At 61.9% G+C, this 26,440-nt stretch carries 20 protein-coding genes, 5 tRNA genes, 3 rRNA genes and 1 pseudogene; 10 read left to right on the forward strand and 19 right to left on the reverse strand.

Annotation, left to right across the window (positions count from 1 at the left end; all coding sequences use genetic code 11):
• Positions 1-165 precede the first annotated feature (165 nt).
• From rplA to NFI08_RS03420, 12 genes and pseudogenes are all read right to left on the reverse strand, one after another.
• Complete coding sequence (gene rplA, locus NFI08_RS03365; protein WP_045990870.1) at positions 166-858, reverse strand: 50S ribosomal protein L1; 693 nt, start codon at positions 856-858, stop codon at positions 166-168.
• Positions 859-860: 2 nt separating this feature from the next.
• Positions 861-1,292 (reverse strand): 50S ribosomal protein L11, encoded by a 432-nt coding sequence (gene rplK, locus NFI08_RS03370; protein WP_045990871.1) that lies wholly within the window; start codon positions 1,290-1,292, stop codon positions 861-863.
• A gap of 141 nt (positions 1,293-1,433) precedes the next feature.
• The gene (nusG, locus tag NFI08_RS03375) at positions 1,434-1,967 is read right to left on the reverse strand and encodes a transcription termination/antitermination protein NusG (RefSeq protein ID WP_045990872.1); all 534 of its coding nucleotides are present in this window, start codon (positions 1,965-1,967) and stop codon (positions 1,434-1,436) included.
• Between the two features lie 8 nt (positions 1,968-1,975).
• Positions 1,976-2,344, reverse strand: a complete 369-nt coding sequence (gene secE, locus NFI08_RS03380) for a preprotein translocase subunit SecE (protein WP_349587223.1) — start codon at positions 2,342-2,344, stop codon at positions 1,976-1,978.
• A gap of 72 nt (positions 2,345-2,416) precedes the next feature.
• Positions 2,417-2,492, reverse strand: a tRNA-Trp gene (locus tag NFI08_RS03385).
• 143 nt (positions 2,493-2,635) lie between these two features.
• Positions 2,636-2,710 (reverse strand) — tRNA-Thr (locus NFI08_RS03390).
• Between the two features lie 41 nt (positions 2,711-2,751).
• Positions 2,752-2,825: transfer RNA gene (locus NFI08_RS03395), tRNA-Gly, on the reverse strand.
• Between the two features lie 118 nt (positions 2,826-2,943).
• Positions 2,944-3,027: transfer RNA gene (locus NFI08_RS03400), tRNA-Tyr, on the reverse strand.
• Between the two features lie 210 nt (positions 3,028-3,237).
• Positions 3,238-3,348, reverse strand: a pseudogene (locus tag NFI08_RS03405) (type III pantothenate kinase); the annotation flags it as partial.
• Between the two features lie 55 nt (positions 3,349-3,403).
• Positions 3,404-4,243: a type III pantothenate kinase gene (locus tag NFI08_RS03410; RefSeq protein ID WP_045990874.1), complete on the reverse strand. Its 840-nt coding sequence runs from the start codon at positions 4,241-4,243 to the stop codon at positions 3,404-3,406.
• Positions 4,240-5,277, reverse strand: a complete 1,038-nt coding sequence (locus NFI08_RS03415) for a biotin--[acetyl-CoA-carboxylase] ligase (protein ID WP_349587225.1) — start codon at positions 5,275-5,277, stop codon at positions 4,240-4,242. Before NFI08_RS03415 ends, NFI08_RS03410 begins: the two co-directional genes overlap by 4 nt.
• A gap of 368 nt (positions 5,278-5,645) precedes the next feature.
• A complete protein-coding gene (locus tag NFI08_RS03420) occupies positions 5,646-6,326 on the reverse strand; it encodes a FadR/GntR family transcriptional regulator (protein ID WP_222517136.1) in 681 nt (226 codons plus the stop codon).
• A 153-nt stretch (positions 6,327-6,479) separates the two neighbouring features.
• On the opposite strand from NFI08_RS03420, the gene NFI08_RS03425 reads away from it, so the two are divergent.
• Together NFI08_RS03425 and nhaC are read left to right on the forward strand one after the other, a co-directional pair.
• Positions 6,480-7,619, forward strand: coding sequence for a trans-sulfuration enzyme family protein (locus NFI08_RS03425; protein ID WP_349587228.1), 1,140 nt, complete (start codon positions 6,480-6,482; stop codon positions 7,617-7,619).
• A gap of 21 nt (positions 7,620-7,640) precedes the next feature.
• Positions 7,641-9,134 carry a Na+/H+ antiporter NhaC gene (nhaC, locus tag NFI08_RS03430; protein ID WP_349587230.1) on the forward strand — a complete coding sequence of 498 codons (1,494 nt, stop codon included), beginning with the start codon at positions 7,641-7,643 and terminating at the stop codon, positions 9,132-9,134.
• A gap of 145 nt (positions 9,135-9,279) precedes the next feature.
• Here nhaC and NFI08_RS03435 read toward each other — a convergent pair whose 3' ends face one another.
• The 6 genes from NFI08_RS03435 to tyrS form a co-directional block, all read right to left on the reverse strand.
• Positions 9,280-9,843: a type 1 glutamine amidotransferase domain-containing protein gene (locus tag NFI08_RS03435; protein ID WP_124805273.1), complete on the reverse strand. Its 564-nt coding sequence runs from the start codon at positions 9,841-9,843 to the stop codon at positions 9,280-9,282.
• A gap of 864 nt (positions 9,844-10,707) precedes the next feature.
• A 5S ribosomal RNA gene (rrf, locus tag NFI08_RS03440) occupies positions 10,708-10,823 on the reverse strand.
• 95 nt (positions 10,824-10,918) lie between these two features.
• Positions 10,919-13,806 (reverse strand): 23S ribosomal RNA (locus NFI08_RS03445).
• A gap of 200 nt (positions 13,807-14,006) precedes the next feature.
• Positions 14,007-14,082 (reverse strand) — tRNA-Ala (locus NFI08_RS03450).
• 113 nt (positions 14,083-14,195) lie between these two features.
• Positions 14,196-15,733: ribosomal RNA gene (locus tag NFI08_RS03455) — 16S ribosomal RNA — on the reverse strand.
• Together the 16S, 23S and 5S rRNA genes with 1 tRNA gene alongside form the textbook arrangement of a ribosomal RNA operon.
• Positions 15,734-16,762: 1,029 nt before the next feature.
• Positions 16,763-17,965, reverse strand: coding sequence for a tyrosine--tRNA ligase (gene tyrS, locus NFI08_RS03460; RefSeq protein WP_045993280.1), 1,203 nt, complete (start codon positions 17,963-17,965; stop codon positions 16,763-16,765).
• A 178-nt stretch (positions 17,966-18,143) separates the two neighbouring features.
• On the opposite strand from tyrS, the gene NFI08_RS03465 reads away from it, so the two are divergent.
• Positions 18,144-19,277 carry an anhydro-N-acetylmuramic acid kinase gene (locus tag NFI08_RS03465; protein WP_349587234.1) on the forward strand — a complete coding sequence of 378 codons (1,134 nt, stop codon included), beginning with the start codon at positions 18,144-18,146 and terminating at the stop codon, positions 19,275-19,277.
• A gap of 29 nt (positions 19,278-19,306) precedes the next feature.
• On the opposite strand, the gene NFI08_RS03470 is transcribed toward NFI08_RS03465, so the two are convergent.
• Positions 19,307-20,413: a type IV pilus twitching motility protein PilT gene (locus NFI08_RS03470; RefSeq protein ID WP_108448703.1), complete on the reverse strand. Its 1,107-nt coding sequence runs from the start codon at positions 20,411-20,413 to the stop codon at positions 19,307-19,309.
• A gap of 66 nt (positions 20,414-20,479) precedes the next feature.
• Here NFI08_RS03470 and NFI08_RS03475 point away from each other — a divergent pair, with 66 nt between their 5' ends.
• The 7 genes from NFI08_RS03475 (at position 20,480) to NFI08_RS03505 (ending at position 26,419) form a co-directional block, all read left to right on the forward strand.
• Positions 20,480-21,175, forward strand: a complete 696-nt coding sequence (locus tag NFI08_RS03475; RefSeq protein WP_108448702.1) for a YggS family pyridoxal phosphate-dependent enzyme — start codon at positions 20,480-20,482, stop codon at positions 21,173-21,175.
• 78 nt (positions 21,176-21,253) lie between these two features.
• Positions 21,254-22,078 carry a pyrroline-5-carboxylate reductase gene (proC, locus tag NFI08_RS03480; RefSeq protein ID WP_045993283.1) on the forward strand — a complete coding sequence of 275 codons (825 nt, stop codon included), beginning with the start codon at positions 21,254-21,256 and terminating at the stop codon, positions 22,076-22,078.
• Positions 22,079-22,098: 20 nt separating this feature from the next.
• The gene (locus NFI08_RS03485) at positions 22,099-22,692 is read left to right on the forward strand and encodes a YggT family protein (protein ID WP_045993284.1); all 594 of its coding nucleotides are present in this window, start codon (positions 22,099-22,101) and stop codon (positions 22,690-22,692) included.
• A gap of 63 nt (positions 22,693-22,755) precedes the next feature.
• Entirely contained in the window at positions 22,756-23,931 is a 1,176-nt protein-coding gene (gene metX / locus NFI08_RS03490; RefSeq protein WP_045993285.1) for a homoserine O-succinyltransferase MetX, read from the forward strand.
• Positions 23,921-24,517 (forward strand): methionine biosynthesis protein MetW, encoded by a 597-nt coding sequence (gene metW, locus NFI08_RS03495; protein ID WP_045993286.1) that lies wholly within the window; start codon positions 23,921-23,923, stop codon positions 24,515-24,517. Before metX ends, metW begins: the two co-directional genes overlap by 11 nt.
• A 107-nt stretch (positions 24,518-24,624) precedes the next feature.
• Positions 24,625-25,095 (forward strand): DUF4426 domain-containing protein, encoded by a 471-nt coding sequence (locus NFI08_RS03500; protein WP_162816430.1) that lies wholly within the window; start codon positions 24,625-24,627, stop codon positions 25,093-25,095.
• Positions 25,085-26,419, forward strand: coding sequence for an RNA polymerase sigma factor (locus NFI08_RS03505; RefSeq protein WP_349587242.1), 1,335 nt, complete (start codon positions 25,085-25,087; stop codon positions 26,417-26,419). The genes NFI08_RS03500 and NFI08_RS03505 overlap by 11 nt, the downstream gene beginning before the upstream one ends.
• Positions 26,420-26,440: the final 21 nt, after the last annotated feature.

Here is a 26,440-nt window from a genome sequence, read left to right on the forward strand (position 1 = left end):
CCAGATGCCTGGCGGCAACACCATCTGCGCAGGTGCCCGGGGGCGATTAAGCCGCCGGCAGACCCGAAGGTCAGGCGGCGGCGCCTGCGGTCTTTGACGGTGCCCCGCCGGCCGGGTGAATCACCCGGCACGGGGACCGCAAAGTGTCTTGCCTCTTGTGTCGCATCACACCAGCGCGGAGTGATCGACGGTCAGACCCGGGCCCATGGTGGTGGACAGGGTCATCTTCTTGAAGTACACGCCCTTGGAAGTGCTCGGCTTGAGCTTCTTCAGGTCGGCGAGCAGCGCATCCAGGTTGCCCTTGATGGCGTCGGCTTCGAAATCGACCTTGCCCAGGGTGGTGTGGATGATGCCGTTCTTGTCGGTACGGAAACGCACCTGACCGGCCTTGGCGTTCTTGACGGCGGTAGCGACGTCGGGGGTCACGGTGCCGACCTTGGGGTTCGGCATCAGGCCACGCGGACCCAGGATCTGACCCAGCTGGCCGACGACACGCATGGCGTCCGGCGAGGCAATGACCACGTCGAAGTCGAGCTGGCCTTTCTTGACCTGCTCGGCCAGGTCGTCCATACCGACGATGTCGGCACCGGCTTCCTTGGCGGCTTCTTCGTTGGCACCCTGGGTAAAGACGGCAACGCGCACGTCCTTGCCGGTACCGTTGGGCATCACGGTCGCACCGCGAACCACCTGGTCGGATTTACGCGGATCGACGCCCAGGTTGATGGCGACGTCCAGCGACTCCTTGAACTTGACGGTGGACAGCTCGGAGAGCAGAGCCACGGCCTCGTCGATGGAGTAGACCTTGGTGGCGTCAACCTTGTCGCGAATCTGCTTTGCGCGCTTGGTAAGCTTTGCCATGATCAGAGACCCTCCACGTTGAGGCCCATGCTGCGGGCGCTACCGGCAATGGTACGCACCGCGGCGTCGAGATCGGCAGCCGTCATGTCCGGCTCCTTGGTCTTGGCGATCTCTTCGAGCTGCTCGCGGGTCACGGTACCGACCTTCTTCTTGTTCGGCTCACCAGAGCCGGACTTGATGCCAGCGGCCTTCTTCAGCAGCACCGCGGCGGGCGGTGTCTTGGTGACGAAGGTGAAGCTGCGGTCGGAGTAGACGGTGATGACCACGGGAGTCGGGAGACCCGGCTCGATGTTCTGCGTCTCGGCGTTGAACGCCTTGCAGAATTCCATGATGTTGACACCGTGCTGACCCAGCGCGGGACCCACGGGGGGACTCGGGTTGGCCTTACCAGCTGCAACCTGCAGCTTGATGTAAGCCTGTACTTTCTTGGCCATGATGGACTCCAGTTGGGTAGTAGCGCCTTGCGGCTCCCCGGACAAAACGGCCGCCTCTCGAGGCGACCCCTACGCACTGAAAACTTTCAGCACATGACGGCGGGCCTGCCTGAGCAGACCCACCGTAAGAAACTTGTCGACCTACTCCTTCTCGACCTGGGAAAACTCCAGCTCGACGGGAGTGGCGCGCCCGAAGATCAGCACGCTGACCTGCAGACGACTCTTGTCGTAGTTGACCTCTTCGACCACGCCGTTGAAATCGGCGAAGGGGCCATCGATGACGCGCACCGACTGACCGGGCTCGAACATGGTCTTGGGACGCGGCTTTTCGGCCCCATCCCTGACGCGACTGAGAATGGCGTCGGCCTCGCGCTGAGTGATCGCCGCCGGCTTCTCCTTGGTCCCGCCGATAAAGCCCATGACACGGGGCGTCTCGTTGACCAGGTGCCAGGTCTCGTCGACCATTTCCATCTCGACCAGCACGTAGCCGGGATAGAACTTGCGCTCACTCTTGCGGCGCTTGCCGTCACGCATCTCGACGACTTCTTCGGTCGGCACCAGAATCTCACCAAAGAGATCTTCCATGCCGTGCATCTTCACGCGCTCGATCAGCGAGCGCATGACGTGCTTCTCGAAGCCGGAGTAGGCGTGGACGACGTACCAACGCTTGGACATGAAGACTCCTAACCGATGACGCCGGACATCGCCCAGCTGAGCAGCGTGTCGACCAACCAGAGCAGCAGCCCGACCACCAGCACAGCCACCAGCACGATGGCGGTGGTCTGAATGGTCTCGGGGCGCGTCGGCCAGACGACACGTTGAATTTCCTTCCTGGCGCTCTGCGCCAGCTCCACCAATTCACGCCCCTTGGTGGTGGTCAATGCGACCAGGGCAGCAACGACAGACAGGGCAACAACGCCCAGAACACGATACAGAAGCGGCTGGTCGGCAAAGTAGGTGTTGCCAACGACGGCCAGCACCAGAAGAACGACGACAACCGCCCACTTGAGCCCGTCGTGGCGCGACTCCTGCACCTCGGCGTTATGCTTCATGAAAACGAGACTCCTCAGGGCGCGGCAATCGAAACACGAAAGTATATAAAAAACTGCCAGCCTGGGGAAGACTGGCAGGCCAGGAGGGAATCGAACCCCCAACCTGCGGTTTTGGAGACCGCTGCTCTGCCAATTGAGCTACTGGCCTGTACTCGATGCAAACCACCCTTTGCGGGCAGCCTCTGCAACAGCGGGCGCCATGATAGCGAAACGGATCTCGCCTGGCAACCCCCTCCACCCTGCAGACGCGGCGGAGAAAGAAAAAGCGAGCCTAGGCTCGCTTTTCTTAGATGGAGCTCATGGACGGATTTGAACCGTCGACCTCACCCTTACCAAGGGTGTGCTCTACCCCTGAGCTACATGAGCGCACTCTTCGGCAATCCAACTACTTCACATTGCCTAAACTCTGGAGCGGGCAGCGGGGATCGAACCCGCATCATCAGCTTGGAAGGCTGAGGTTCTACCATTGAACTATGCCCGCAAAATCGGTACTAAACCTTCTTTGCTGAAGCAAAGCCCACCGAACCCAAACCAGCCTGGCAGCGTCCGACCGCCTGCTCCACATCAACCAGAAACCACAACTCTGATCGATCAAAATCTGGTGGAGGGGGAAGGATTCGAACCTTCGAAGCTTTCGCGGCAGATTTACAGTCTGCTCCCTTTGGCCACTCGGGAACCCCTCCAACTGGCGACGTATTTTATCGCCCTGCCCCGAGAAGTCAAGTGGTTGTTTTAAAAGAATCAAGCTGTACGCAAAATTCTTACAACCTGTCTCGACGGCAGCCTGCAACCCGCGGGTCGCTGTACCTCGGAACGCGGCGCATTGTGTCAAAGCAGAATGGATAACGCAAGGCTTCCATAGGCTTTTTTTCCGGCGCGCCGGAAAACCACGGTCACAGCAGCATCGAAAACGCCAGGCCCGCACGGATCTTTTCCAGCGCCACCGGAGCCGGTGGCACCGGCGCCCCCGCCATCTTGCCGGCACGTTCTGCCGCCGTCAGAGGCCGGAAAGAGAGCCGCCTCCAGCGCGGTTATACCGTCAGTCATGTCACCAACGCATCAAAGCAGCATCGAGAAGGCCAACCCCGCCCGGATCTTTTCCAGCGCTACCGGAGCCGGCGGCACCGGCGCCCCGGCCATCTTGCCGGCACGCTCCGCCGCGGTCAGAGGGAAACACGCTTCAAGGCCGGCGTAGACCATGTCCGGCCAGATCGCGTGGGGTACGCGAATACCACGAGACACCACCCTGGCATCGCCGCCGGTGACCAGCATGGGTAGCGCCACCCCTTCACGATCACAGACCTCGCTGTAGATCCGATTGACCGCGCTGACAGCGGCCATGTAGATACCGTGATTGACCGCCTCTACCGTGCGCCGCCCAGGAGCGAGCAACTCGTCTGCCTCGCTGTCCGGGTCGATGGCCACGTTGCGGGTGCCCAGCTTCAGGCTTTCTTTCATCAGACGCAGCCCCGGCAGGATGTACCCCCCGAGATGACGCCCGCCTGGCAGCACGAAGTCGATAGTGATGGCACTGCCACAGTCCACCGTGCAGCTGGCACCGGCAAGCTGATAGCCCGCCAGCACCCCCATCCAGCGATCCACGCCCAGTCGACCCGGCTCGTGATAGCCGTTGGTGACGCCCAGCGCTTCGTGGCAGGAGCGCGCCACGTGCACCGAACGCACCCGGTCCTTGAGCAGCGACTCGGTCTGCGCCAGCACCGAACGCCTCGCTACACTGGAAATGCGCACCGTCTCGACCACGTCGAGGTCGGGAATGTCCGACCCGGGCTTCCACTCCTCCCGGGTCCACACCGCGCCCCTGGAGCGAATCTCGCTGCTGTCAGCGTCCTTCAGGCGCCACTTGGACAGGGTATTGCCGATATCCAGATCAAGAATCATGGGCGAGCCCGCACGCTGATCTCTCCTCCCACCAGGCGCTCTTGCCGCTCTCCGTCAATGCCCTTGCGCACCCAGAGATTGCCACTGCCATCCACGTCTCCTGCCTGGGCCAGCTCGCGCTGCTCCCCTCGAATGATCTCGATGTCCCAACCGGCAAAGGCGTGACGTGCGTTCCAGGCGTCGCGCCAGGCATCGAACCCCTGCTCCTCGAAACCTGCCAGCATGCCCAGCAGGCCGTCCAGCAATTCGGCCGCCAGCACGTTACGGGATAGCCCCGGAGCCTGATCATGCACACAAGCGACCGGCTGATCGATCTTCGCCCGGAAGCTCTCCGGCAGATCCACGTTGATGCCCATGCCGAGCACCACCTCGCAGGGGCCGGCGGCGTCACCGCTCATCTCGACCAGAATACCGGCCAGCTTGCCAAAGCCCTGCTGACCCGCCCCCTGCCCGGTCGCTGCCTGCTCATCCAATCCTTGCGGACCCAAGGGCAACAGCACGTCGTTGGGCCACTTCAGCCCGGGCTTGAGCCCATGGCGTTCCAGCACCTGGGCCAGCACCACACCGATGGCCAGGCTGAGGCCTTCCAGGGCAGCGACACCCGAATCGAAGCGCCAGCCCACGGAGCACATCAGCGTGCGCCCCCAGGGGGTCGTCCAGGTGCGCCCGCGCCGCCCACGGCCGGCGCTCTGCTGTTCGACCAGGCAGGCCTCAGCGTGCCCTGCTCCCTGACGAAAACGCTCGCGCAGGAACTCGTTGCTCGAGGGCAGGGTGTCTTCCACGAAGAGGCGCGAGAGGTGCCGACGCGACTCGCGTGACAACGCGGCTACCACCGAGGGCCCATCGAGCAGCTCAAGGGGTTCGGCTAGCCGATACCCCTGCCCCTTGACCGCCTCCATGGGGATGCCGAGATCCTCAAGCTTGCGCAGCTGCTTCCACACCGCCGCCCGCGACACGCCCAGCTTTTCCCCCAGCTGCTGGCCGGAGTGGAACTCGCCGTCACTCAACAGCCGAATCAGCTCACCAATGGTCATCCCTCGCCCCTTCCACGGGAAAAGGGCATAGTCTATCGAATGTCGCCTGTCGCCGGAAATCCACGCGTCTGCAACACTCCTGTGGGTGTGCCTCTGAGCAACTCCTCCAGGTGTTACGAGCACCGGCGGGCGGTGGCGAGCAAAAGGAAAATGGCACCATGCAAGCGTCCGCCACTCTGCTCGATTGTAGCCACGCGGACAATGCCGGAGCCTGGACTCGAAAGTCCTCCACAACGCCAATGCCAGCCGCCTACTGACTGGCCACTGCGTCGCTGCTTGCTGCATCGAAGCAGCAATATCTGATGGGCGAAGCCCGCCCTGTACGCTATTGCTGCAGGCGCAACGAACCAGCCACCAGGCCGGCGTCTTCACGACACCATGGCCTCGACGCTCTTGCGCGTGGCACCGACCAGGTTGTCGAAGGCGGCCAGAGCGGCCTGCTCATCACGCCGCCGCATGGCCTCGAGCAGGTCTTCGTGGTGGGCAAAACTTGCGTCAAACACTTCATGACGATCGTCCGGCGAGTCCCAGGACAGGTACAGCTCGTCGTGCATCATCTGGATCAGCCCAACCAGCACGCGATTGCCGCAGGCCTGATAGATCGCAAGGTGAAAGGCCGCGTCGGCCTCGCTGACCGCGAGGAAATCCTCCCTCGCCCGAGCACGTCGATAGTCATCCAGGTGGCCGGCCATGGCCTCGAAGGCGGCCTCTTCGGCGTGCCGCACGGCTAACAGAATGGCCTGGGCCTCCAGCGCCTGGCGAACCTCGAGCATCTCCAGCAGATGCGCCCTGGCGTCGTGGATGCCAAGACTGGCCAGCAGTTGAAAGGTCCGCTGTTCGCTGACGAAGATCCCCTTGCCGTTGACCACCTCGATGATGCCCTCGGCCTGGAGCTTCTTGAGGCCCTCCCGGAGGGTAGATCGACCTACCTCCAGGCGCTCCATCCACTCCCCCACCGAGGGTAGGCGCGCCCCCGGCGCCAACTGCTCTTTGGCGATATAGGCGCTGATCTCTCCGGCGACGGTGTCCGATAAGTAGAGTCGTTTCATGACGTTGGCATCCAGGAAGGAAAGGCGTCCAGGGGACTGATCGACGGTAACGGCAAACCTCTTCTGGATCAATTGTGGGGCCAGCAGGGCCGTGCTAGCTTAGCTATCAGACAGGCTGATAGCTAAATCCACCCTGCTTGCGGAGACCGCACCGTGGACCCACAGGATCGCCATATCTGTAGTCACGCCTTCGAACAGCGCCAGGATCATCACGGCGCCGTGGCACCTCCCGTCTACCAGACCAGCATCTTCACCTTCCCGGACCTTGATAGCTTCAGCCGCGCACAGCTGGCCGAACGCGAACGCTTCATCTATAGCCGAGGGCTCAATCCCACCGTCAAGTTGCTGGAGGACAAGCTGGCGGCGCTGGAACGTGGGCAGGCCTGCAAGGCCTTTGCCTCCGGCATGGGCGCCATCTCCGCCACGCTATTCTCGTTGCTGAAGCACGGCGACCACGTCCTGCGCATCAACCAGACCTACGGGCCGAGCGTCGAGTTGCTCGACCATATGGCCCGCTACGGCGTCAGCCACGACGGTATCGCCGGTGACCAGCAATTGAGCGACCACCTGCGGCCCGAGACCCGCCTGATCTACATCGAGAGTCCGTCATCGCTGCGCATGGAGCTGGCAGACCTCGAGGCTATCTCCGCCATCGCCCGGAAACGCGGCATCCTCACGCTGATCGACAACACCTGGGCCACCCCGCTGTTCCAGAAGCCGCTTACCCACGGCATCGATATGGTGGTGCACTCGCTGTCGAAGTACATCGGCGGGCACAGCGACGTGGTCGGCGGCGCAGTTATCGCCGACGCCGAGCTGATCGACAGGCTCTTCGCCAACGGTCACCAGTTGCTGGGCGCCGCCCTGTCGCCCCACAGCGCCTCGCTGATCCTGCGCGGTCTACGCACCCTGCCGGTGCGCATGGCCGAGCATCAGCGCAACGCCTTGGCGGTCGCCCGTTTTCTCGCTGACCACCCGCAGGTCGCAGCGGTGCATCACCCGAGCCTCACCAAAGGCGCCGCCGCCGACTGGGCCGCCCGCCAGCTGCACGGCCATTCTGGCCTGCTCAGCCTTGCGCTTCACCACCCCAGCTACTCGCGCATCGCGAATTTCATCGACGCCCTCGAACTGATGCGTATCGGCGTCAGCTGGGGCGGCTACGAAAGTCTTGCGCTGTCTCCCATGCGCCCCGACGGCAGCGGCCAGCCGCTGATTCGCCTGGCCATCGGGCTTGAACACATCGACGACATCATCGACGACCTCGAGCGGGGGTTCGCCGCGCTCGACCGCTGATCACCACGAGGAGGACATCCCATGCCAGCTACACAACGACAACCTGGTCTTGTTCCATCCCTGATGCTGCTGACCGCCATCGCCTTCGCCATCGTCTACGGCATCGTGGTAGCGGGCCTACCCACCGAACTGGTGCTGATCACCCTGGGCGCCGCCGCCACCCTGTTCAGTCTGCTGCACGGCGGGACCTGGGAAGGCGTCATGGACATCATGGGCAACAAGGTACGCACCGCCCTGTCCGCGCTACTGGTGCTCTACAGCATCGGTATCATCATCGGCACCTGGATGATCTCGGGCACCATTCCCTACTTCATCTACCATGGCCTGGAGCTGATCGACCCCCGCTACCTGTACGTCATGGCGTTCTTCGGCACCGCCATCGTCTCCACCTTCACCGGCACCTCCTGGGGCTCCGCCGGGACCCTGGGGGTGGCCATCATGGGCATCGCCGCGGCCATGGACATCAACCTGGCGATCACCGCCGGCGCGGTGCTCTCGGGCGCCTACTTCGGCGACAAGCTGTCGCCGCTGTCGGACACCACCATCATGGCTTCCATGGTGGTAGGCGAAGACCTGTACCGACACATCCGCCACCTGATGTACACCTCACTGCCCGCCAGCGTGGTGGCCGCTGTGGTCTACCTGATACTCGGCCTCAACATGGACCTGGCAGAGGGCACCCCGGAGGCCATCGCCGCCAGCGCCGAGACCATCGGCGGGCTCTATCAGCTGAACCTCCTGTTGCTGCTGCCGGTGGCCATCGTGCTGTTCGGCTCGGTGCGCAAGAAGCCGACCCTGGTGGTACTGTTCCTGGCCTCGGCCTGCGCCGCCCTGCTGGCGATACTGCTCCAGGGCGCCAGCCCCGAGGCGGTGGCCAAGTCCGCAGTCTCGGGCTTCAACGTCAGCCTGCTGGCCGGCTTCAACCCGGGCCTGGACGTCGCCACCCTGCCCCCGGCACTGGTCAGCCTGCTGAACCGTGGCGGGCTCTACAGCATGCACGGAGCAGTGCTGTTCGCGCTGTGCGCCTTCTTCTTTGCCTCGGCGCTGGAGGCAGCCGGCATCCTCAAGGTCGTGCTCGATCGCAGCCTGGCCTACGTGCGCTCCGCCCGCGGCACCATCCTGGCCTCGCTGGCGGCCAGCAGTACCATCATCCTGGCCACCGGCAACAGCTATGTGACCTTCTTTTTGACCCGTGAGCTGTTCGCCGAGCAATATCGCAAGCGAGGCCTCCACCAGCTCAATCTGTCGCGCAGCATGGAAGACGGCGGCATGATTCCCGAGCCGCTGGCCCCCTGGACCGTCTCCGCCGTCTACATGGCAGGTACCTTGGGTGTTGCCACACTGGACTACGCTCCCTGGGCGCTGTTCAACTACCTGGGTATCGTCTTCTCGATCCTGCTTGCCATGATCGGGCCCTGGACCGGCTGGTTCGGCGTAAAGCGCATCGAGCCCACTGGCGAGGAACAGACCGATTCGGTCACTCCATCAATGAACGCTTCTTCCACCGTCAAATAGGCCCGTCGAACCAGCCCTTCGAACTAGCCCGTCGAACTGGCTCGGCTACATCACCAGCCAACACCACCTCGACACGCAACAGGCCCCCGGCGACCAAGTCGCCGGGGGCCTGTTGCGTTCCGCCAGGTTGCTGTATCGAACAGCGTCAGGCGTGCTGCTTCTCGTGACGCCCTTCGTGGATTTCCTCGACCAGCTTGTGGCAGAAGATATCCAGATCATCGGGCTTACGGCTGGTCACCAGGCCGTTATCCACCACTACCTGCTCGTCGACCCAATCGGCGCCTGCATTGCGCAGATCCTGTTCGACACTCGGGTAGGAGGTCAGCCTGCGACCTTCGACCACCCCGGCGTTGATCAGGATCCAGGGGGCGTGGCAGATCGCTGCCACCGGCTTGTGGGCCTGGAAGAAAGCCTTGACGAAGCTCAAGGCCTTCTCGTCCTGGCGCAGGGCGTCGGGATTGAACAGGCCGCCGGGCAACACCAGGGCGTGATAGTCATGTTCGCTGACATCATCCAAGGCCACGTCGACGTCGTAGGTATCACCCCAGTCGTTTTCTGCCCAGGCCTTGATGCCCTTGGCCTCCGGGGAGACCACGTGCACCACGATGCCCTGCTGCTGAAGCTTCGCCTTGGGTACCGCCAGCTCCGACTCCTCGAAACCGTGGGTGGCGAGAATCGCGACACGTTTGCCTTCCACTTGCTGCGTCATGACATCCTCCATGGATCGATAAATTAGACAATCGACTCTATCTGTCACGTGCTTGTACAAGATGGAGGTCCAGCCGCCGTGCTTCAACCCGCGTATCGCACAAGCCTAAATCAAGTTTGTCGGTCGCCACTCTCCCCTTCTGGTGGAAGATTCTGGTTATAGCGCTGGCTCAGCTGCTCGATGACCTGACATGCTGCTGGCCACCCCACACTGCCCTGGTCCTCGCCACCAAACAGCACGAACTGGGAAGACAGGCCTGTACAAGTCGTGCCTGATAGTCGTTGATGCACCGCTCAATCCGCGGCGGCAGTTAGCCGTCGCCCCCTCACAGCTAGGGGCTGATGGCGAACAGGCTATCGAGGTAGCCCTGTGCCGGGCGCAGCGCGTCCGGCACGCAAACCTCCAGGCGATAGCGCTCACCGGTGGCGCGGGTACGACTCTTTACACAAAAGAAGGCCCAACTCCTCTCGGAATTGGGCCTTCTTTTGAATCGATACCTGACGGACGGGCCGACCTTCTGATCTACAGCGCCCGCCCAAGGCGCCGCTCTGCCCCTGAAGACTGCCGGATGACGCCACCAAGGTAACAATGTTTCTACTCGTCTCATCCCCGAGACTCGCCCTTCGTTCCTCAAGGCCCGCCTGCGGCGGTTCTCCCCTGTTCCCGACAGGGTAGTCGCATGGGGGTGAGTCACCCCAGGGTTTGCAGCGAAGCTGCAAGGGGGGACGAACGACGCGAGCTTGCGAGCGGCCGGACCGCGCCGAGGGGGTTATCGGCGCGGCCCCACATATAAAGAGAGGGGTCTTCCCATGCATATGAAAAAGCCCGATTATCTCTCGATAACCGGGCTTCTTCTGAATAAATGCCTGACGATGACCTACTCTCGCATGGGGAGACCCCACACTACCATCGGCGCTGAGCGGTTTCACTTCTGAGTTCGGCAAGGGATCAGGTGGTTCCCACTCGCTATGGTCGTCAGGCGGAAAAAAGACAACGTACACCATGCTGACGATACGTTTCATTGTATCCGTCAATTGATTCGAGACATCATCGACCAAAACCCTTTGGGTGTTATATGGTCAAGCCTCACGGACCATTAGTACCGGTTAGCTCAACGCCTTGCAGCGCTTCCACACCCGGCCTATCAACCAGCTGGTCTTGCTGGGTCCTTTAGGAGGCTCAAGGCCTCAGGGAGATCTCATCTTGAAGGGGGCTTCCCGCTTAGATGCTTTCAGCGGTTATCCCGTCCGTACATAGCTACCCGGCAATGCCACTGGCGTGACAACCGGAACACCAGAGGTACGTCCACTCCGGTCCTCTCGTACTAGGAGCAGCGCTTCTCAAATCTCCAACGCCCACGGCAGATAGGGACCGAACTGTCTCACGACGTTCTAAACCCAGCTCGCGTACCACTTTAAATGGCGAACAGCCATACCCTTGGGACCGACTTCAGCCCCAGGATGTGATGAGCCGACATCGAGGTGCCAAACACCGCCGTCGATGTGAACTCTTGGGCGGTATCAGCCTGTTATCCCCGGAGTACCTTTTATCCGTTGAGCGATGGCCCTTCCATACAGAACCACCGGATCACTAGAACCTACTTTCGTATCTGCTCGACGTGTCTGTCTCGCAGTTAAGCACCCTTATGCTCTTGCACTCACTGCACGATTTCCAACCGTGCTGAGGGTACCTTCGTGCTCCTCCGTTACTCTTTGGGAGGAGACCGCCCCAGTCAAACTACCCACCACACACGGTCCTCGAACCGGATTACGGTCCTGAGTTAGAACGCCAATGATGCCAGGCTGGTATTTCAAGGTTGGCTCCACCCCATCTGGCGACAGGGTTTCAAAGCCTCCCAGCTATCCTACACAAGCAACATCAGCGTCCAGTGTGAAGCTGTAGTAAAGGTTCACGGGGTCTTTCCGTCTAGCCGCGGGTACACAGCATCTTCACTGCGATTTCAATTTCACTGAGTCTCGGGTGGAGACAGCGTGGCCATCATTACGCCATTCGTGCAGGTCGGAACTTACCCGACAAGGAATTTCGCTACCTTAGGACCGTTATAGTTACGGCCGCCGTTTACCGGGGCTTCGATCAGGAGCTTCGCGTGAGCTAACACCATCACTTAACCTTCCGGCACCGGGCAGGCGTCACACCCTATACGTCCGCTTGCGCGTTTGCAGAGTGCTGTGTTTTTAATAAACAGTTGCAGCCACCTGGTATCTTCGACCGCGTCAGGCTCCGGTCGCGAGGACCTTCACCCTAATGCGGCGTGCCTTCTCCCGAAGTTACGGCACCATTTTGCCTAGTTCCTTCACCCGAGTTCTCTCAAGCGCCTTGGTATTCTCTACCTGACCACCTGTGTCGGTTTGGGGTACGGTCTCACAGTATCTGAAGCTTAGAGGCTTTTCCTGGAAGCGTGGCATCGATGACTTCCTGACCGTAGTCAGTTCGTCTCGCCTCTCGGCCTTGAGGATCCGGATTTACCTGAATCCTCAGCCTACCGGCTTTCACCAGGACAACCAACGCCTGGCTCACCTAGCCTTCTTCGTCCCCCCATCGCAATACTGTGAGGTACGGGAATATTGACCCGTTTCCCATCGACTACGCCTTTCGGCCTCGCCTTAGGGGCCGACTCACTCTGCTCCGATTAGCGTCGAACAGAAACCCTTGGTCTTCCGGCGGGGGAGTTTTTCACTCCCCTTGTCGTTACTCATGTCAGCATTCGCACTCGTGATACCTCCAGCATGCTTCTCAACACACCTTCATCGGCTTACACGACGCTCCTCTACCGCTCGTCATTCGACGAACCCGTAGCTTCGGTACCTGGTTTGAGCCCCGTTACATCTTCCGCGCAGGCCGACTCGACTAGTGAGCTATTACGCTTTCTTTAAAGGATGGCTGCTTCTAAGCCAACCTCCTAGCTGTCTAAGCCTTCCCACATCGTTTCCCACTTAACCAGGATTTCGGGACCTTAGCTGACGGTCTGGGTTGTTTCCCTTTTCACAACGGACGTTAGCACCCGCTGTGTGTCTCCCACGCTTGCACTCACCGGTATTCGGAGTTTGCCTCGGGTTGGTAAGTCGGGATGACCCCCTAGCCGAAACAGTGCTCTACCCCCGGCGGTGATACGTGAGGCGCTACCTAAATAGCTTTCGAGGAGAACCAGCTATCTCCGGGCTTGATTAGCCTTTCACTCCGATCCACAAGTCATCCAAATCTTTTTCAACAGATCCTGGTTCGGTCCTCCAGTTGATGTTACTCAACCTTCAACCTGCTCATGGATAGATCGCCCGGTTTCGGGTCTATTTCCAGCGACTGGTCGCCCAGTTAAGACTCGATTTCTCTACGCCTCCCCTATACGGTTAAGCTCGCCACTGAAAATAAGTCGCTGACCCATTATACAAAAGGTACGCGGTCACCAAACAAGTTGGCTCCCACTGCTTGTACGCATACGGTTTCAGGATCTATTTCACTCCCCTCTCCGGGGTTCTTTTCGCCTTTCCCTCACGGTACTGGTTCACTATCGGTCAGTCAGGAGTATTTAGCCTTGGAGGATGGTCCCCCCGTCTTCAGTCAAGGTTTCACGTGCCTCGACCTACTCGATTTCACAACACTCAGGTTTCGGTTACGGGGCTATCACCCACTATGGCCAGACTTCCCAGTCTGTTCACCTACCAGTTGTGTTGCTTAAGGGCTGGTCCCCGTTCGCTCGCCGCTACTAGGGGAATCTCGGTTGATTTCTTTTCCTCGGGGTACTTAGATGTTTCAGTTCCCCCGGTTCGCCTCTCATGTCTATATATTCAACATGAGATACCCAAGTTACCTTGGGTGGGTTTCCCCATTCAGAGATGTCCGGGTCGCAGGTCGTTTGCCACCTCGCCGAACCTTATCGCAGGCTTCCACGTCTTTCATCGCCTCTGACTGCCTAGGCATCCACCGTATGCGCTTCATCGCTTGACCATATAACCCCAAAGGGTCTGTCAATCGATGATGTCACGACAATTGCCGGATACGCTTGAAACGTATCTTACTTTGTCAGCATGATATACATTGTTAAAGAGCGTTAGAGCAAAAGCTCTAAGCGAGAGACTTGATGTCGCCTGATGGCGAACAAGCCTCTTGCTTAGAACTTGACGACTGTTTTACTCGAGATCGAGAAATGGTGGAGCCAAGCGGGATCGAACCGCTGACCTCCTGCGTGCAAGGCAGGCGCTCTCCCAGCTGAGCTATGGCCCCATACTACAAGGGTCCAGCTACTCTAGCCTCGAGCGTTGACCCTTCAGTCGCTACTCTTGCTTGATCAGGTAATTCATTGTGAGCACTTACCGACAGTCAGATGACGTGTCGTTTAAGGAGGTGATCCAGCCGCAGGTTCCCCTACGGCTACCTTGTTACGACTTCACCCCAGTCATGAACCACACCGTGGTGATCGCCCTCCGAAGTTAGGCTAACCACTTCTGGTGCAGTCCACTCCCATGGTGTGACGGGCGGTGTGTACAAGGCCCGGGAACGTATTCACCGTGACATTCTGATTCACGATTACTAGCGATTCCGACTTCACGGAGTCGAGTTGCAGACTCCGATCCGGACTGAGACCGGCTTTATGGGATTAGCTCCACCTCGCGGATTCGCAACCCATTGTACCGGCCATTGTAGCACGTGTGTAGCCCTACCCGTAAGGGCCATGATGACTTGACGTCGTCCCCACCTTCCTCCGGTTTGTCACCGGCAGTCTCCCTAGAGTTCCCGACCGAATCGCTGGCAAATAGGGACAAGGGTTGCGCTCGTTACGGGACTTAACCCAACATTTCACAACACGAGCTGACGACAGCCATGCAGCACCTGTCTGAGAGTTCCCGAAGGCACCAATCCATCTCTGGAAAGTTCTCTCGATGTCAAGGGTAGGTAAGGTTCTTCGCGTTGCATCGAATTAAACCACATGCTCCACCGCTTGTGCGGGCCCCCGTCAATTCATTTGAGTTTTAACCTTGCGGCCGTACTCCCCAGGCGGTCGACTTATCGCGTTAACTGCGCCACAAAGCTCTCAAGGAGCCCAACGGCTAGTCGACATCGTTTACGGCGTGGACTACCAGGGTATCTAATCCTGTTTGCTACCCACGCTTTCGCACCTCAGCGTCAGTGTCAGTCCAGAAGGCCGCCTTCGCCACTGGTATTCCTCCCGATCTCTACGCATTTCACCGCTACACCGGGAATTCTACCTTCCTCTCCTGCACTCTAGCCTGACAGTTCCGGATGCCGTTCCCAGGTTGAGCCCGGGGCTTTCACAACCGGCTTATCAAGCCGCCTACGCGCGCTTTACGCCCAGTAATTCCGATTAACGCTCGCACCCTCCGTATTACCGCGGCTGCTGGCACGGAGTTAGCCGGTGCTTCTTCTGTGAGTGATGTCCTCCCTCGAGGGTATTAACCTCAAGGCTTTCTTCCTCACTGAAAGTGCTTTACAACCCGAAGGCCTTCTTCACACACGCGGCATGGCTGGATCAGGCTTTCGCCCATTGTCCAATATTCCCCACTGCTGCCTCCCGTAGGAGTTCGGGCCGTGTCTCAGTCCCGATGTGGCTGATCATCCTCTCAGACCAGCTACGGATCGCAGCCTTGGTGAGCCGTTACCTCACCAACTAGCTAATCCGACATAGGCTCATCCGATAGCGCAAGGTCCGAAGATCCCCTGCTTTCCCCCGTAGGGCGTATGCGGTATTAGCCTGGGTTTCCCCAGGTTATCCCCCACTACCGGGCAGATTCCTATGCATTACTCACCCGTCCGCCGCTCGACGCCTCCTAGCAAGCTAGGATCGTTTCCGCTCGACTTGCATGTGTTAGGCCTGCCGCCAGCGTTCAATCTGAGCCATGATCAAACTCTTCAGTTTAAAGTCTGATAGTCCGTTAAGCGGACCAAACTTGGCTCAAGGTTCAAACGTCTCGTTTGACGAGTCGCTTGCCTTGATATTTCAGTGACAGTGTCACTGACTCATCGGCAAGCGCCCACATGAATTACCTGATCAAATTATTAAAGAGCGTGCTCTTGGCTCTATAGAGAGCTTAAAGAGCTGCTCTTGCGGCACCTGGCCGGAAGAGCGTCTCGCTTTGCAGCGCCTGTTGGCGCAGCGCCCTGCGAGGAAGGCGTATTCTACAGAATCGAAGTGTTTCGTCAAGGCTTTCTTTTTTCGCCGTGCAAGCGATGCCTGCAGGACCCAAGAGAAAGCGAAGCGAGCCTGACGCGCATCCTGCGATGCCGTCTTGGCGACTCCGATCGAGTGGCGAGCATTTTACCGATTTCTCGTTGCCCGTCAAGTGGAGAATTTCTCGAAGACTTGAAAAAGCCTTTTCAAAACAATCACTTTTACCACCCCTCACCGCCTGTGACGTTTGCTCGTCGCCGGCAGCGGATGCGTACTTTACGGATCGGGGCCGGCCTTGGCAAGCACTTCGTGTAAAAAAATTTCACGCCGGCGTCATCACATCGTCATGAGCCAGAAGCCTCCAACACCCACCCCCTACTTCACGTCTCTACTGCGCTATTTCTACTGCGCTATTCCACACCATTGCTCAATAGCTGATTGGTGCAGCGAGCCGGCCTGTCCTTTCACTTCCCGCTGAGCCCCCGGGAGCCGCACCTGTCGTTACCAAGCCACCCTTGCTGCGTCTCTTCCTTGCTGCGCCGTGCTTGATGCACCTTGCCTGCTGCACCTTGCTTGATGCACCTTCCTTGCTGCGCCAGCTTTCCTTGCTGCGCCAGCCTTGGCCCTGGCCTTCGCCTGCCCCACGACTCGCGCCTTCATGTTACCCACAGCCATCTTCTCGCACCCGCCTGTGGACAGGTCGCAGGCAGGCGGGTGGCAAAACGAAGGACGCCCGCCAGTGGCGAGCGTCCCGGAAGCGATGGTCACACCGGCGGATCAGCCGCGCAGCGTCACTCTGGCGTAACGCTTCTTGCCGGCCTGGATGACATAGCTCTGGCCGAGCGCCAGCATCAGATCCTTGGCCACCACTTCGCCATCGACGCGCACACGTCCATTACCCAGCATGTCCTTGGCCTGGGCGCTGTTGTTGGCAAGTCCCGAGCGATTGAGCACTGCCGCAATCGGCGCCTGATCGCTGCCTTCAAAGACCACCTCGACCTCGGGCAGGTCTTCGGGCAGCTCACCTTCCGCCAACTGGTTACCGGCGCTTCGGTGTGCGTTCGCCGCCGCTTCATCACCGTGATAGCGGGCAATCAGCTCGCGCGCCAGCTCCATCTTGATGTCACGAGGGTTGTCACCGCGCTCGATCCGCGCGCGCAGATCCTCGATGGCGGCATTGTCCTTGAGCGACAAGAGTTCGAAATAGCGCCACATCAGGCTGTCGGGCATCGATACCAGCTTGTTGAACATCGCCCCCGGCGCTTCGTCGACGCCGACATAGTTGCCCAGCGACTTGGACATCTTCTGCACGCCGTCGAGGCCTTCCAGCAGCGGCATGGTAATGACGACCTGGGGCTCGAGACCGAAGTGCTTCTGCACCTCGCGGCCCATCAGAAGGTTGAACTTCTGGTCGGTTCCACCCAGCTCGATGTCAGCCTTCAAGGCGACGGAGTCATAGCCCTGCACCAGCGGGTAGAGGAACTCGTGTACCGAGATGGCCTGGCCACCCTTGTAGCGCTTTTCGAAGTCATCGCGCTCGAGCATCCGCGCCACGGTGGTCTGACCGGCGAGTTCGATCATGTCAGCGGCGCTCATTTCGGAGAACCACTCGGCGTTGAAGCGAACCTCGGTCTTGTCGGGATCGAGGATCTTGAACACCTGCTCCTTGTAGGTCTGGGCGTTGGCCTTGACCTCGGCCTCGGTCAGCGGCTTGCGGGTGACGTTCTTGCCGGTGGGGTCACCGATGCGTCCGGTGAAATCGCCGATCAGAAAGATGACCTCGTGGCCGAGATCCTGAAACTGGCGCATCTTGGTCAACAGTACGCTGTGGCCCAGGTGCAGGTCCGGCGCGGTCGGATCGAAGCCCGCCTTGATTCTCAGCTTGCGCCCGGAAGCGAGCTTTTTCTTCAGCTCATCCTCCAGCAGAATCTCGTGCGTGCCGCGCTGAATCAGCGCAAGGGCCTCGTCCACATCGCTCATGGTATTCACTCCACTTATCAATTCGGCTTTCCAGCTCGGCTTGGCTTGGTCAATCGGCCCTTGCGCGGACATCGACGCCCCCGTCAGCAGGGGCACGTCGTCACGGCGCCGGCGCCAGGTATAGACAGTGGCGGGGATGTTACCATGAACCTTTCCACCGGTTGAGATGACAAGGCCCATGCAACGCTTCATTGGACTGATGTCGGGCACCAGCATGGACGGGATCGACGCCGCCCTGGTGCGCTTTGACGCCACAGGCACGGCAGCTCTGGAGGCCAGCGTCGGCATTCCCATGCCGCAGGCTCTGCGTGAGCGGCTGTGGCAACTGGCCCACGCCGATCAGGTCAGCTTTGCTGACCTGGCCTGGGCCGAGGAGGCTTTCTGCCAGTGCCAGGCCGAGGCAGTCCAGCGATTGCTCGAGCAACAGGGACTTGAACCCGAGGACATCGCTGCCATCGGCAGCCATGGGCAGACCATCGAGCATGCCCCCTACGGCCACCAGCCAGGCTCGCCCCCCTATACATTGCAACTGGACAATCCCAGCCGGCTGGCCGAGCTGACTCGCTGTGCCGTGGTCGCCGACTTCCGCCGCCGCGACCTGGCCGCCGGTGGTCAGGCCGCACCACTGGCACCGATCTTCCACCAGCAGGTATTTCGCCACCCCGAACGCTGGCGGCTGGTGCTGAACCTTGGCGGCATCGCCAACCTGACGCTGCTGCCGCCGACCTCGGACCCGCGTGCCCCGCTGGGCTTCGACACCGGGCCTGCCAATGCCCTGCTCGACGCCTGGCACCAACGCCATCGCGGCACCCACTTCGACGCCAACGGCGATTGGGCTGCCGGCGGCCAGGTGGATACCGCGCTGCTCGAGCGTTGGCTGGCAGAGCCCTACTTTCACCGCCCACCGCCTCGCAGCACCGGGCGTGAGCTGTTCTCTCTCGACTGGGCAGAGGCGAAGTTGAACGGTTCAGAGTCACCACAGGACGTCCAGGCCACCCTGGCGGAACTGACCGCCACCAGCGTCGCCCTGGGCATCGAGATGGCGCGGGAGCACTTTACCGCCCCTGCCTCCCTCGACCTGGTGCCCTGCGGCGGCGGTTCACGCAACCTGGACCTGCTGGCACGCCTTGCGCGCCAGCTGCCGGAGGCCACTCTACTGGACAGCGAATCCCTGGGCTGGCCGGCCGACTGGCTGGAAGCCGCCGCCTTTGCCTGGCTGGCCCATGCCCGACTGAATCTGCAACCCGGCAACCTGCCGTCGGTCACCGGCGCCAGCGCAGAGCGCGTGCTCGGCGGGCTCTACGCCCGCTAAAGGGTCACGACTGGCTCTGAACCACCGCCTCACCCCCAGCCTTCGCCCTGGGGGCTCACCCAGCCCTCGTTCTGCCCGCCGCTCCAGCCGGCGCTCGGCGCGCTATCGACCAGAGATTCACGCGTCAGGCGCCGGGCATCCTCCGGCGCCACCTCGCCACACGCCACCAGTCTCGCCAAGTCGGCGTCAAGGGTCTGCATGCCGGCCTGGCCGCCGGTCTGCATCGATGAGTAGATCTGGGCCAACTTGTCCTCGCGGATCAGATGACGGATCGCCTGATTGATCAAGAGGATCTCGCGTGCCGCCACTCGCCCGCCCCGGCTGCTGGGCAGCAGCGCCTGGGAGACGACCGCCTGCAACGACTCCGACAGCATGGTCCGCACCGCATTCTTTTCATCACCCGGGAAGGCATCGATGATCCGATCGATGGTCTTGACCGCGGAGGCGGTATGCAGGGTGGCAAATACCAGATGCCCGGTCTCGGCCGCGGTCATGGCCAGGCGGGCCGTTTCCAGGTCGCGAATCTCTCCGACCAGAATGACGTCGGGATCCTCGCGCAGGGCGCTGCGCAGGGCGACGGCAAAGCCCTCGGTGTGGCGGTGTACCTCACGCTGGGACACCAGCGCCTGCTGGCTGTGGTGGATGAACTCGATGGGATCCTCGATGGTGAGGATATGGTCGCGACGGTGGCGGTTGATATGGTCGATCATCGCCGCAAGCGTTGTGCTCTTGCCGGACCCGGTGGGCCCGGTCACCAGCACCAGGCCCCGCGGCAGGGCGACAAGACGTTCGAAGATCTCGCCCATCCCCAGCTCTGAAAGCGTCGGGATGCGATCGGGGATGGTACGCAGGACCGCCGCCGCCCCGCGCTGCTGGACGAAAGCATTGACGCGATAACGCGACAGACCCGGTATCTGGTGGGAAAAGTCGGCCTCGTGGGTGCGCGAATACTGCTCGCGCAGCTCCTCGTCCATCAACGACTCGAGCAACAATCTGACCTGACTGTCGGCCATCGGCGGGCCAGGCAGACGCTCCAGTTCACCATTGACGCGCATCACCGGTGGCAGTCCCGCCGACAGGTGCAGATCCGAGGCGCCCTGCTTTGCCGAGAGTGCCAGCAGTTCGGTAATATCCATGGGCTTACCAGGCTTGAACCCCCGACTCGGGGGCAGGGAGCCCCACGATAGGACAGACCCAGGCCGATGACCACGACGATTGCCGAATCCTTGACCCAAGCCCGAACACGCCTGATTCAGGCACTTGCAACGGCGGGAAGAGCGCCCGACGCGGCCCTGCTGCTGGCGGTCAGCAAGACCAAGCCAGCCGACATGATCCGGGATGCCTATGCCTTGGGCCAGCGCGACTTCGGCGAGAACTATCTACAGGAAGCGCTGGATAAACAGGCCCAACTGGGCGACTGCCCTGGCATACACTGGCACTTCATCGGACCGCTGCAATCCAACAAGACACGTGACGTGGCCAGCCATTTCGACTGGGTCCATGGTGTCGATCGTGCCAAGATCGCTCAGCGCCTGAGCGATCAGCGCCCGGATGGCCTTCCCGCACTGAATATCTGTCTGCAGGTCAACGTCAGCGGCGAAGCAACCAAATCAGGCGTCAGCCTGGAGGAGCTGCCTGAGCTGGCGAGCCTGGCGGCGGCGCTGCCTCGCGTGCGTCTGCGCGGATTGATGGCCATCCCGGCCCCCAGCGAAGACCCAGAAGCGCAGCGCGAGCCCTTCCGGCTACTGGCCGAGGCCTTGTCATCGCTGCGTCGAGAGCTGCCGGACGCACCGCTGGACACCTTGTCCATGGGCATGAGTGCCGACCTCGAGGCCGCCGTCGCCGAGGGCGCCACCATCGTGCGCCTGGGCACCGCGATCTTTGGCTCGCGCCAGTGAGCCCGTCGCCACGACAGGCCTGGTGACGCTACCCTGTTTGTCCGAATATCCAATGCCCTACCCTTCAAGGAGCCCCGCATGGCCAGCAACGTGACCTTTATCGGCGCCGGCAACATGGCCAGCGCCATCTTCGGCGGCATGGTGCACAGCGGCTACCCTGCCGATGCCATCACCGCCACCGCCACCCGTGACGCCACCCTGGCGCCGCTCGCCGAGCGCCTGGGCATCCATACCACCACCGACAATCTGGCGGCGATCGAGCACGCCGACGTGGTCGTACTGTCGGTCAAGCCACAGATCATGCGCCAGGTGTGCGAGACTCTACGGGAGTCGGTGCAAAAGCGTCGGCCGCTGATCGTGTCGGTGGCGGCTGGCCTCAGCGCCGAGACCTTGGAACAATGGCTGGGTGGCGGCCTGGCGGTGGTCCGCTGCATGCCCAACACTCCGTCGCTGGTCGGTGCCGGTGCCTCCGGGCTGTATGCCAACCCGCGCGTCAGCGACGAGCAGCGCGCCCTGGTCGGCGAGCTGATGACGTCCGTCGGCATCATCGAATGGGTCGAAGACGAAGCCCTGCTGGAAGCGGTCACCGCCGTCTCGGGTAGTGCACCGGCCTACTTCTTCCTGATGTTCGAGGCCATGGAGGAGGCCGCCGTCAAACTCGGGCTAAGCGCAGAAAGCGCTCGCCGACTGGCGATGCAGACCGCCTACGGGGCCGCCTCGATGGCGATGCAGAGCGACCGTGATCCCGGTGAACTGAAACGCAATGTGATGTCCCCAGGGGGTACCACCGAGAGGGCCATCGAATATCTGGAGCAGGCAGGACTGCGGCAGGCGCTCGACGGCGCCATGCAAGCCTGTGCCAAGCGTGCCCAGGAAATGTCTGCCGAACTCGGCAAGGGTTAATCAAAGACGGAGGAGCCCACATGGGCAGTCAACTGGGAAACGCTGGCCTGCTGCTGGTCAACACCCTGATCAACATCTTCTTGTTCCTGCTGATGCTGCGCTTTCTGCTGCAGGCCTCGAAGGCGGACTACTACAACCCCTTGAGCCAGTCGGTGGTCAAGATTACCCAGCCGGTGGTGCGTCCCTTCCAGAGCGTGCTTGGCCCGGTGATGGGCCGCTTTGACCTGGCCACCCTGGCCGCGGGCTTTCTGGTCAAGGTGATCAGCATCATCATCCTGCTGCAGCTGGCCGGTGTCGGCATGCCGAGGCTCGATGGCCTGGCCATCGCCGGCGTCGCGGCCCTGGCCAGCGCGATCCTGAAGATCTACTTCTTTGCGCTGATCGTGATGATCATCCTCAGCTGGGTCGCCCCCAACGCCAGCCATCCCGGCGCGCTGCTGGTGATGCAACTGGTGGAGCCGATCATGGCGCCGGTACGCCGGGTGATTCCGCCGCTGGGAATGCTCGACCTGTCACCCATCGTGGTGTTCATCGGCATCAACCTGATCGATGGCATCGTGGTGGGTTCGCTGGTCCGGGCCGCCGGTATCTCCGGGATGCTGGTCGGGCTCTAGGCTCAACCAACGCTCGCGTACACGGCCACGACAACACCAACTTTCACTGGACACACACGACTGATGCCCGAGACGACTCGCGATTCGGTCGGACTGGTGACGCCGCAGGTGGCGCACTTCGACGACCCTCTGCCCCTGGTCTGCGGCAAGACGCTGCCGGCCTACGACCTGGTCTACGAGACCTACGGCACCCTCAATCAGGACCGCAGCAATGCGGTCCTCATCTGCCATGCCCTGTCCGGCCACCACCACGCCGCGGGTTATCATGACGAGGCCGATCGCAAGCCAGGCTGGTGGGACGCCCACATCGGTCCCGGCAAGTCCATCGACACCGATCGTTTCTTCGTCATCTCGCTGAATAACCTCGGCGGCTGCCACGGCTCCACCGGGCCTTCCAGCATCAACCCGGACACCGGCCGCCGCTGGGGGCCGGACTTCCCCATGGTCACCGTCTGCGACTGGGTCGACAGCCAGGTTCGCCTGGCCGATCGCCTGGGCATCAGCCGCTTCGCCGCCGTCGTCGGCGGCAGCCTGGGCGGCATGCAGGTGCTGCAGTGGTCACTGGCCTATCCGGAACGCATCGCCAACGCGGTGGTCATCGCCGCCACGCCCAAGCTGTCGGCGCAGAACATCGCCTTCAACGAGGTCGCTCGTCAGGCCATTCGCTCGGACACCGACTTCCACGACGGCCACTACGCCGATCACGAGACCCTGCCCCGTCGCGGACTGAAGCTGGCGCGCATGGTCGGCCACATTACCTATCTGTCCGAAGACGCCATGGGTTCGAAGTTCGGACGCGATCTGCGCAGCGAAGACCTCAACTTCGGCTTCGACGTGGAGTTCCAGGTGGAGTCCTACCTGCGCTACCAGGGCGACGCCTTTTCCACCTCCTTCGACGCCAACACCTATCTGCTGATGACCAAGGCGCTGGACTACTTCGACCCGGCCTCGTCCCACCAGGGCGACCTGGCCAAGGCCCTGGCCCCGGCTGAGTGTCCGTTCCTGGTGGTCAGCTTCAGCACCGACTGGCGCTTCCCGCCGTCACGCTCCAAGGAGCTGGTCAACGCCTTGATTCGTGCCGGCAAGTCGGTCAGCTACGCCAATATCGACTCGCCCCACGGCCATGATGCCTTCCTGATGCCGGAGCCGCGCTATCAAGCGATCTTCGCCGGCTTCATGAGACGCGTCGCCGATGACCTCAAGCTGCCATCACGCCAGGAGGCCGACCATGCGCTCTGACCTCACCCTGATTCACGGCTGGATTCCCGAGGGTGCTCATGTGCTCGACCTGGCCTGCGGTGACGGCACCCTGCTGCACGCTCTGGCGCGTGACAAGGGCGTCACCGGTTACGGCCTCGAGATCGATCCTGACGGCATTACCGCCTGCATCGAGAAGGGCGTCAGCGTCATCGAGCAGAACCTCGACGAAGGACTCGCCAACTTCGAGGATGATGCCTGCGATCTGGTGATCATGACCCAGGCATTGCAGGCGCTGCGCCGCCCCGACCGCATGCTCGACGAAATGCTGCGGGTGGCCCGGGAATGCATCATCACCTTCCCCAACTTCGCCTACTGGCGCCACCGGGTCCATCTTGGGCTACGCGGCTACATGCCGGTGTCCAAGTCGCTGCCCCACGCCTGGTACGATACCCCCAACATCCACCTGTCGACGTTCAATGACTTCGAGGCGCTGTGTCGTGACAAGGGGGTGACCATCGTCGACCGCGCGGTGGGCATCAAGGACCACGAAGGTAGACGGCTGTCACGGCTGTGGCCCAACCTGTTTGGCGAGATCGCGATCTTTCGCGTGAGCCGCGACGGCTGACACCTGGCGCGGGCGCGCCACAGGCCTCGGCGCGACAGGATGGGCCGAGGGTCAAGGCAGCAATGAGTCGGACGTCAGCAGGCAAGCCTGCTGCCAAGGAGCATGAGATGAACGTCAATCGAGCCAGCCACCGACGCTACGCGCTCGCCTTGTCTCTGCTGGTGCTGCTGGCGCTGCAGGCATTGCCGACGGCGCCAGCCCAGGCCCAGCAGTTCGAGCGCTTCGGCGATATCGAGGCGCACTACAGCGCCATCACCACCGACTTTCTCCCCGAGGAGATGGCCCGCCGTCTGGATATCCAGCGCAGCCCGCACCAGGGTCTGGTCAGCCTCAGCGTTCGCGACGCCGATGGCCAGGCCCTCAACGTCGCCACCGAAGGCAGCGTCTCGGTGGTGGGCAAGCCCGGCGAGACACCTCTGGCCTTTCGCACCCTGCGGGAAGGCGATGGCATCTCGCGCTACGCCACTTTTGCCATCGACACCAGTGCGCCGATGCGCTTTCGGCTCTCGCTGCAGCTTGACCGCAACGCTTCCCCCGAGGCAGTCAGCTTCTTGAAACGGTTCTATCGTGACCAGTGATACCCTTTTCTCTTCGGCGCCACCCGTCACCTCGGCGGTCGGCGACGCCCTGAAAGAATGCGCTCAGGGCGCCACCGGCGGCCTCGAGACCCTTGCCAGGCTGACGGTGCCTCACCTGACCGCCATCGCCCGCCACTTTCTCGACGCGCCAAGGGATGTCGAGGACGTGATCCACGACACCCTGGTGCTGGCATGGCACAACATCTGGCGCTTCGACCCCGCCGCCGAGTCCCCCCATGCGTGGCTGATGCAGGTGTTCGCCTCGCGCCTGGCGAGCCAGCGCCTGGCGTTGGCCACACCGGCCGATGCCACGCCCTGGCGGCTCGATGTCGACCGCGTCGTTCTGCCGCCTCCGCTGACGGATGCCCAGCGCCCGACGCTGGACGCCTTGATGGCGCTGTACCAGCAGTTGCCTCCGGCGTCGGTGGATGATGCCCTGAAGGCACGGCTGTGCTGTGCCATCAGCCTGCTGGATGCCAGCCGCGACATGCCGCTGACGCCCGGCGGCGAACCCGCCGACCCCAGCCTGTACGATCCCAGCCTGGGCCCGCGCATGAGCCTGTCACGGCTGGCCCAGCGGGCCAAGGGACTGATCAATCGCTCGCTGACACTGCCGCTGGAGCACCTGGCCCTGCGCCTGTGGCTGTCCGAGGCCCCGGGCAGCCGGCCCCTCGAGGCCCGCGGCCTGCCCCGACGCGGCATCGAATCACGCTACGGCGAGGCCCTGGACGTCAGCGTCGACCCGCGTCGGCTGCTCAAGCAGATCCACTATCCACGCTCCTTCCCGGATCGGCGCGAGCGTCACCGAATCAGCGATCGCCTGTTATGGGACGGCGACTGGGATCTGTCGACGACCCACGCCCTGTCGAGCCGTCGCATGCACTTCATCGCCGACATCTGGGCACACCGTCGCGACCCAAGCCAGAGCCGCAGCTACCACCAGCTGGCCGAACGCCTGGCCAGAGGCAAGCCGGTGGCCTCGCACTCCGACGGCATGGTGCTGGATCGTCCCGAACGCATCCTCGCCTATCTGCGCCGTTACCTCCTGTACATGGAGGCCATGGCCTGTTTCGGATTCGACAATGGCCTCGGCAAGGACCGTCTGGGCGCGGCGGTGGATCGGCACGGCGAGCTGGTCAAGATCAACAAGGGGCTGCACCGCATGGCCATGGCCCAGGTGATCGGCATACCACGGGTCGAGGTGCGCGTCCGCGGCATCCATCGTCAGTGGTGGGACCAGGTCAGCGAGGAAGCCAAGGGCGACACCGCCATGCTGCGCGTCCTCGCGGCCCTGCCCGACTGCCGTCCGTCCGCAGCAGACTGAACCCACCCCTCACAGAAGCGC

Origin of the sequence: Halomonas sp. EF61, from assembly GCF_040147045.1 — a bacterium.
Taxonomy (GTDB): Bacteria; Pseudomonadota; Gammaproteobacteria; order Pseudomonadales; family Halomonadaceae; genus Halomonas; species Halomonas litopenaei.

Excerpts from the sequence above, each read along its gene's own strand:
- NFI08_RS03420 (WP_222517136.1), bottom strand. The coding sequence starts at position 6,326 with ATGAAACGACTCTACTTATCGGACACCGTCGCCGGAGAGATCAGCGCC.
- metW (WP_045993286.1), top strand. The coding sequence starts at position 23,921 with ATGCGCTCTGACCTCACCCTGATTCACGGCTGGATTCCCGAGGGTGCT.
- tyrS (WP_045993280.1), bottom strand. The coding sequence starts at position 17,965 with ATGAGCGATGTGGACGAGGCCCTTGCGCTGATTCAGCGCGGCACGCAC.
- NFI08_RS03470 (WP_108448703.1), bottom strand. The coding sequence starts at position 20,413 with ATGGATATTACCGAACTGCTGGCACTCTCGGCAAAGCAGGGCGCCTCG.
- rplK (WP_045990871.1), bottom strand. The coding sequence starts at position 1,292 with ATGGCCAAGAAAGTACAGGCTTACATCAAGCTGCAGGTTGCAGCTGGT.
- NFI08_RS03475 (WP_108448702.1), top strand. The coding sequence starts at position 20,480 with ATGACCACGACGATTGCCGAATCCTTGACCCAAGCCCGAACACGCCTG.
- rplA (WP_045990870.1), bottom strand. The coding sequence starts at position 858 with ATGGCAAAGCTTACCAAGCGCGCAAAGCAGATTCGCGACAAGGTTGAC.
- secE (WP_349587223.1), bottom strand. The coding sequence starts at position 2,344 with ATGAAGCATAACGCCGAGGTGCAGGAGTCGCGCCACGACGGGCTCAAG.
- NFI08_RS03435 (WP_124805273.1), bottom strand. The coding sequence starts at position 9,843 with ATGACGCAGCAAGTGGAAGGCAAACGTGTCGCGATTCTCGCCACCCAC.
- NFI08_RS03485 (WP_045993284.1), top strand. The coding sequence starts at position 22,099 with ATGGGCAGTCAACTGGGAAACGCTGGCCTGCTGCTGGTCAACACCCTG.
- NFI08_RS03415 (WP_349587225.1), bottom strand. The coding sequence starts at position 5,277 with ATGACCATTGGTGAGCTGATTCGGCTGTTGAGTGACGGCGAGTTCCAC.
- NFI08_RS03465 (WP_349587234.1), top strand. The coding sequence starts at position 18,144 with ATGCAACGCTTCATTGGACTGATGTCGGGCACCAGCATGGACGGGATC.
- nhaC (WP_349587230.1), top strand. The coding sequence starts at position 7,641 with ATGCCAGCTACACAACGACAACCTGGTCTTGTTCCATCCCTGATGCTG.
- proC (WP_045993283.1), top strand. The coding sequence starts at position 21,254 with ATGGCCAGCAACGTGACCTTTATCGGCGCCGGCAACATGGCCAGCGCC.
- metX (WP_045993285.1), top strand. The coding sequence starts at position 22,756 with ATGCCCGAGACGACTCGCGATTCGGTCGGACTGGTGACGCCGCAGGTG.
- NFI08_RS03410 (WP_045990874.1), bottom strand. The coding sequence starts at position 4,243 with ATGATTCTTGATCTGGATATCGGCAATACCCTGTCCAAGTGGCGCCTG.
- nusG (WP_045990872.1), bottom strand. The coding sequence starts at position 1,967 with ATGTCCAAGCGTTGGTACGTCGTCCACGCCTACTCCGGCTTCGAGAAG.
- NFI08_RS03500 (WP_162816430.1), top strand. The coding sequence starts at position 24,625 with ATGAACGTCAATCGAGCCAGCCACCGACGCTACGCGCTCGCCTTGTCT.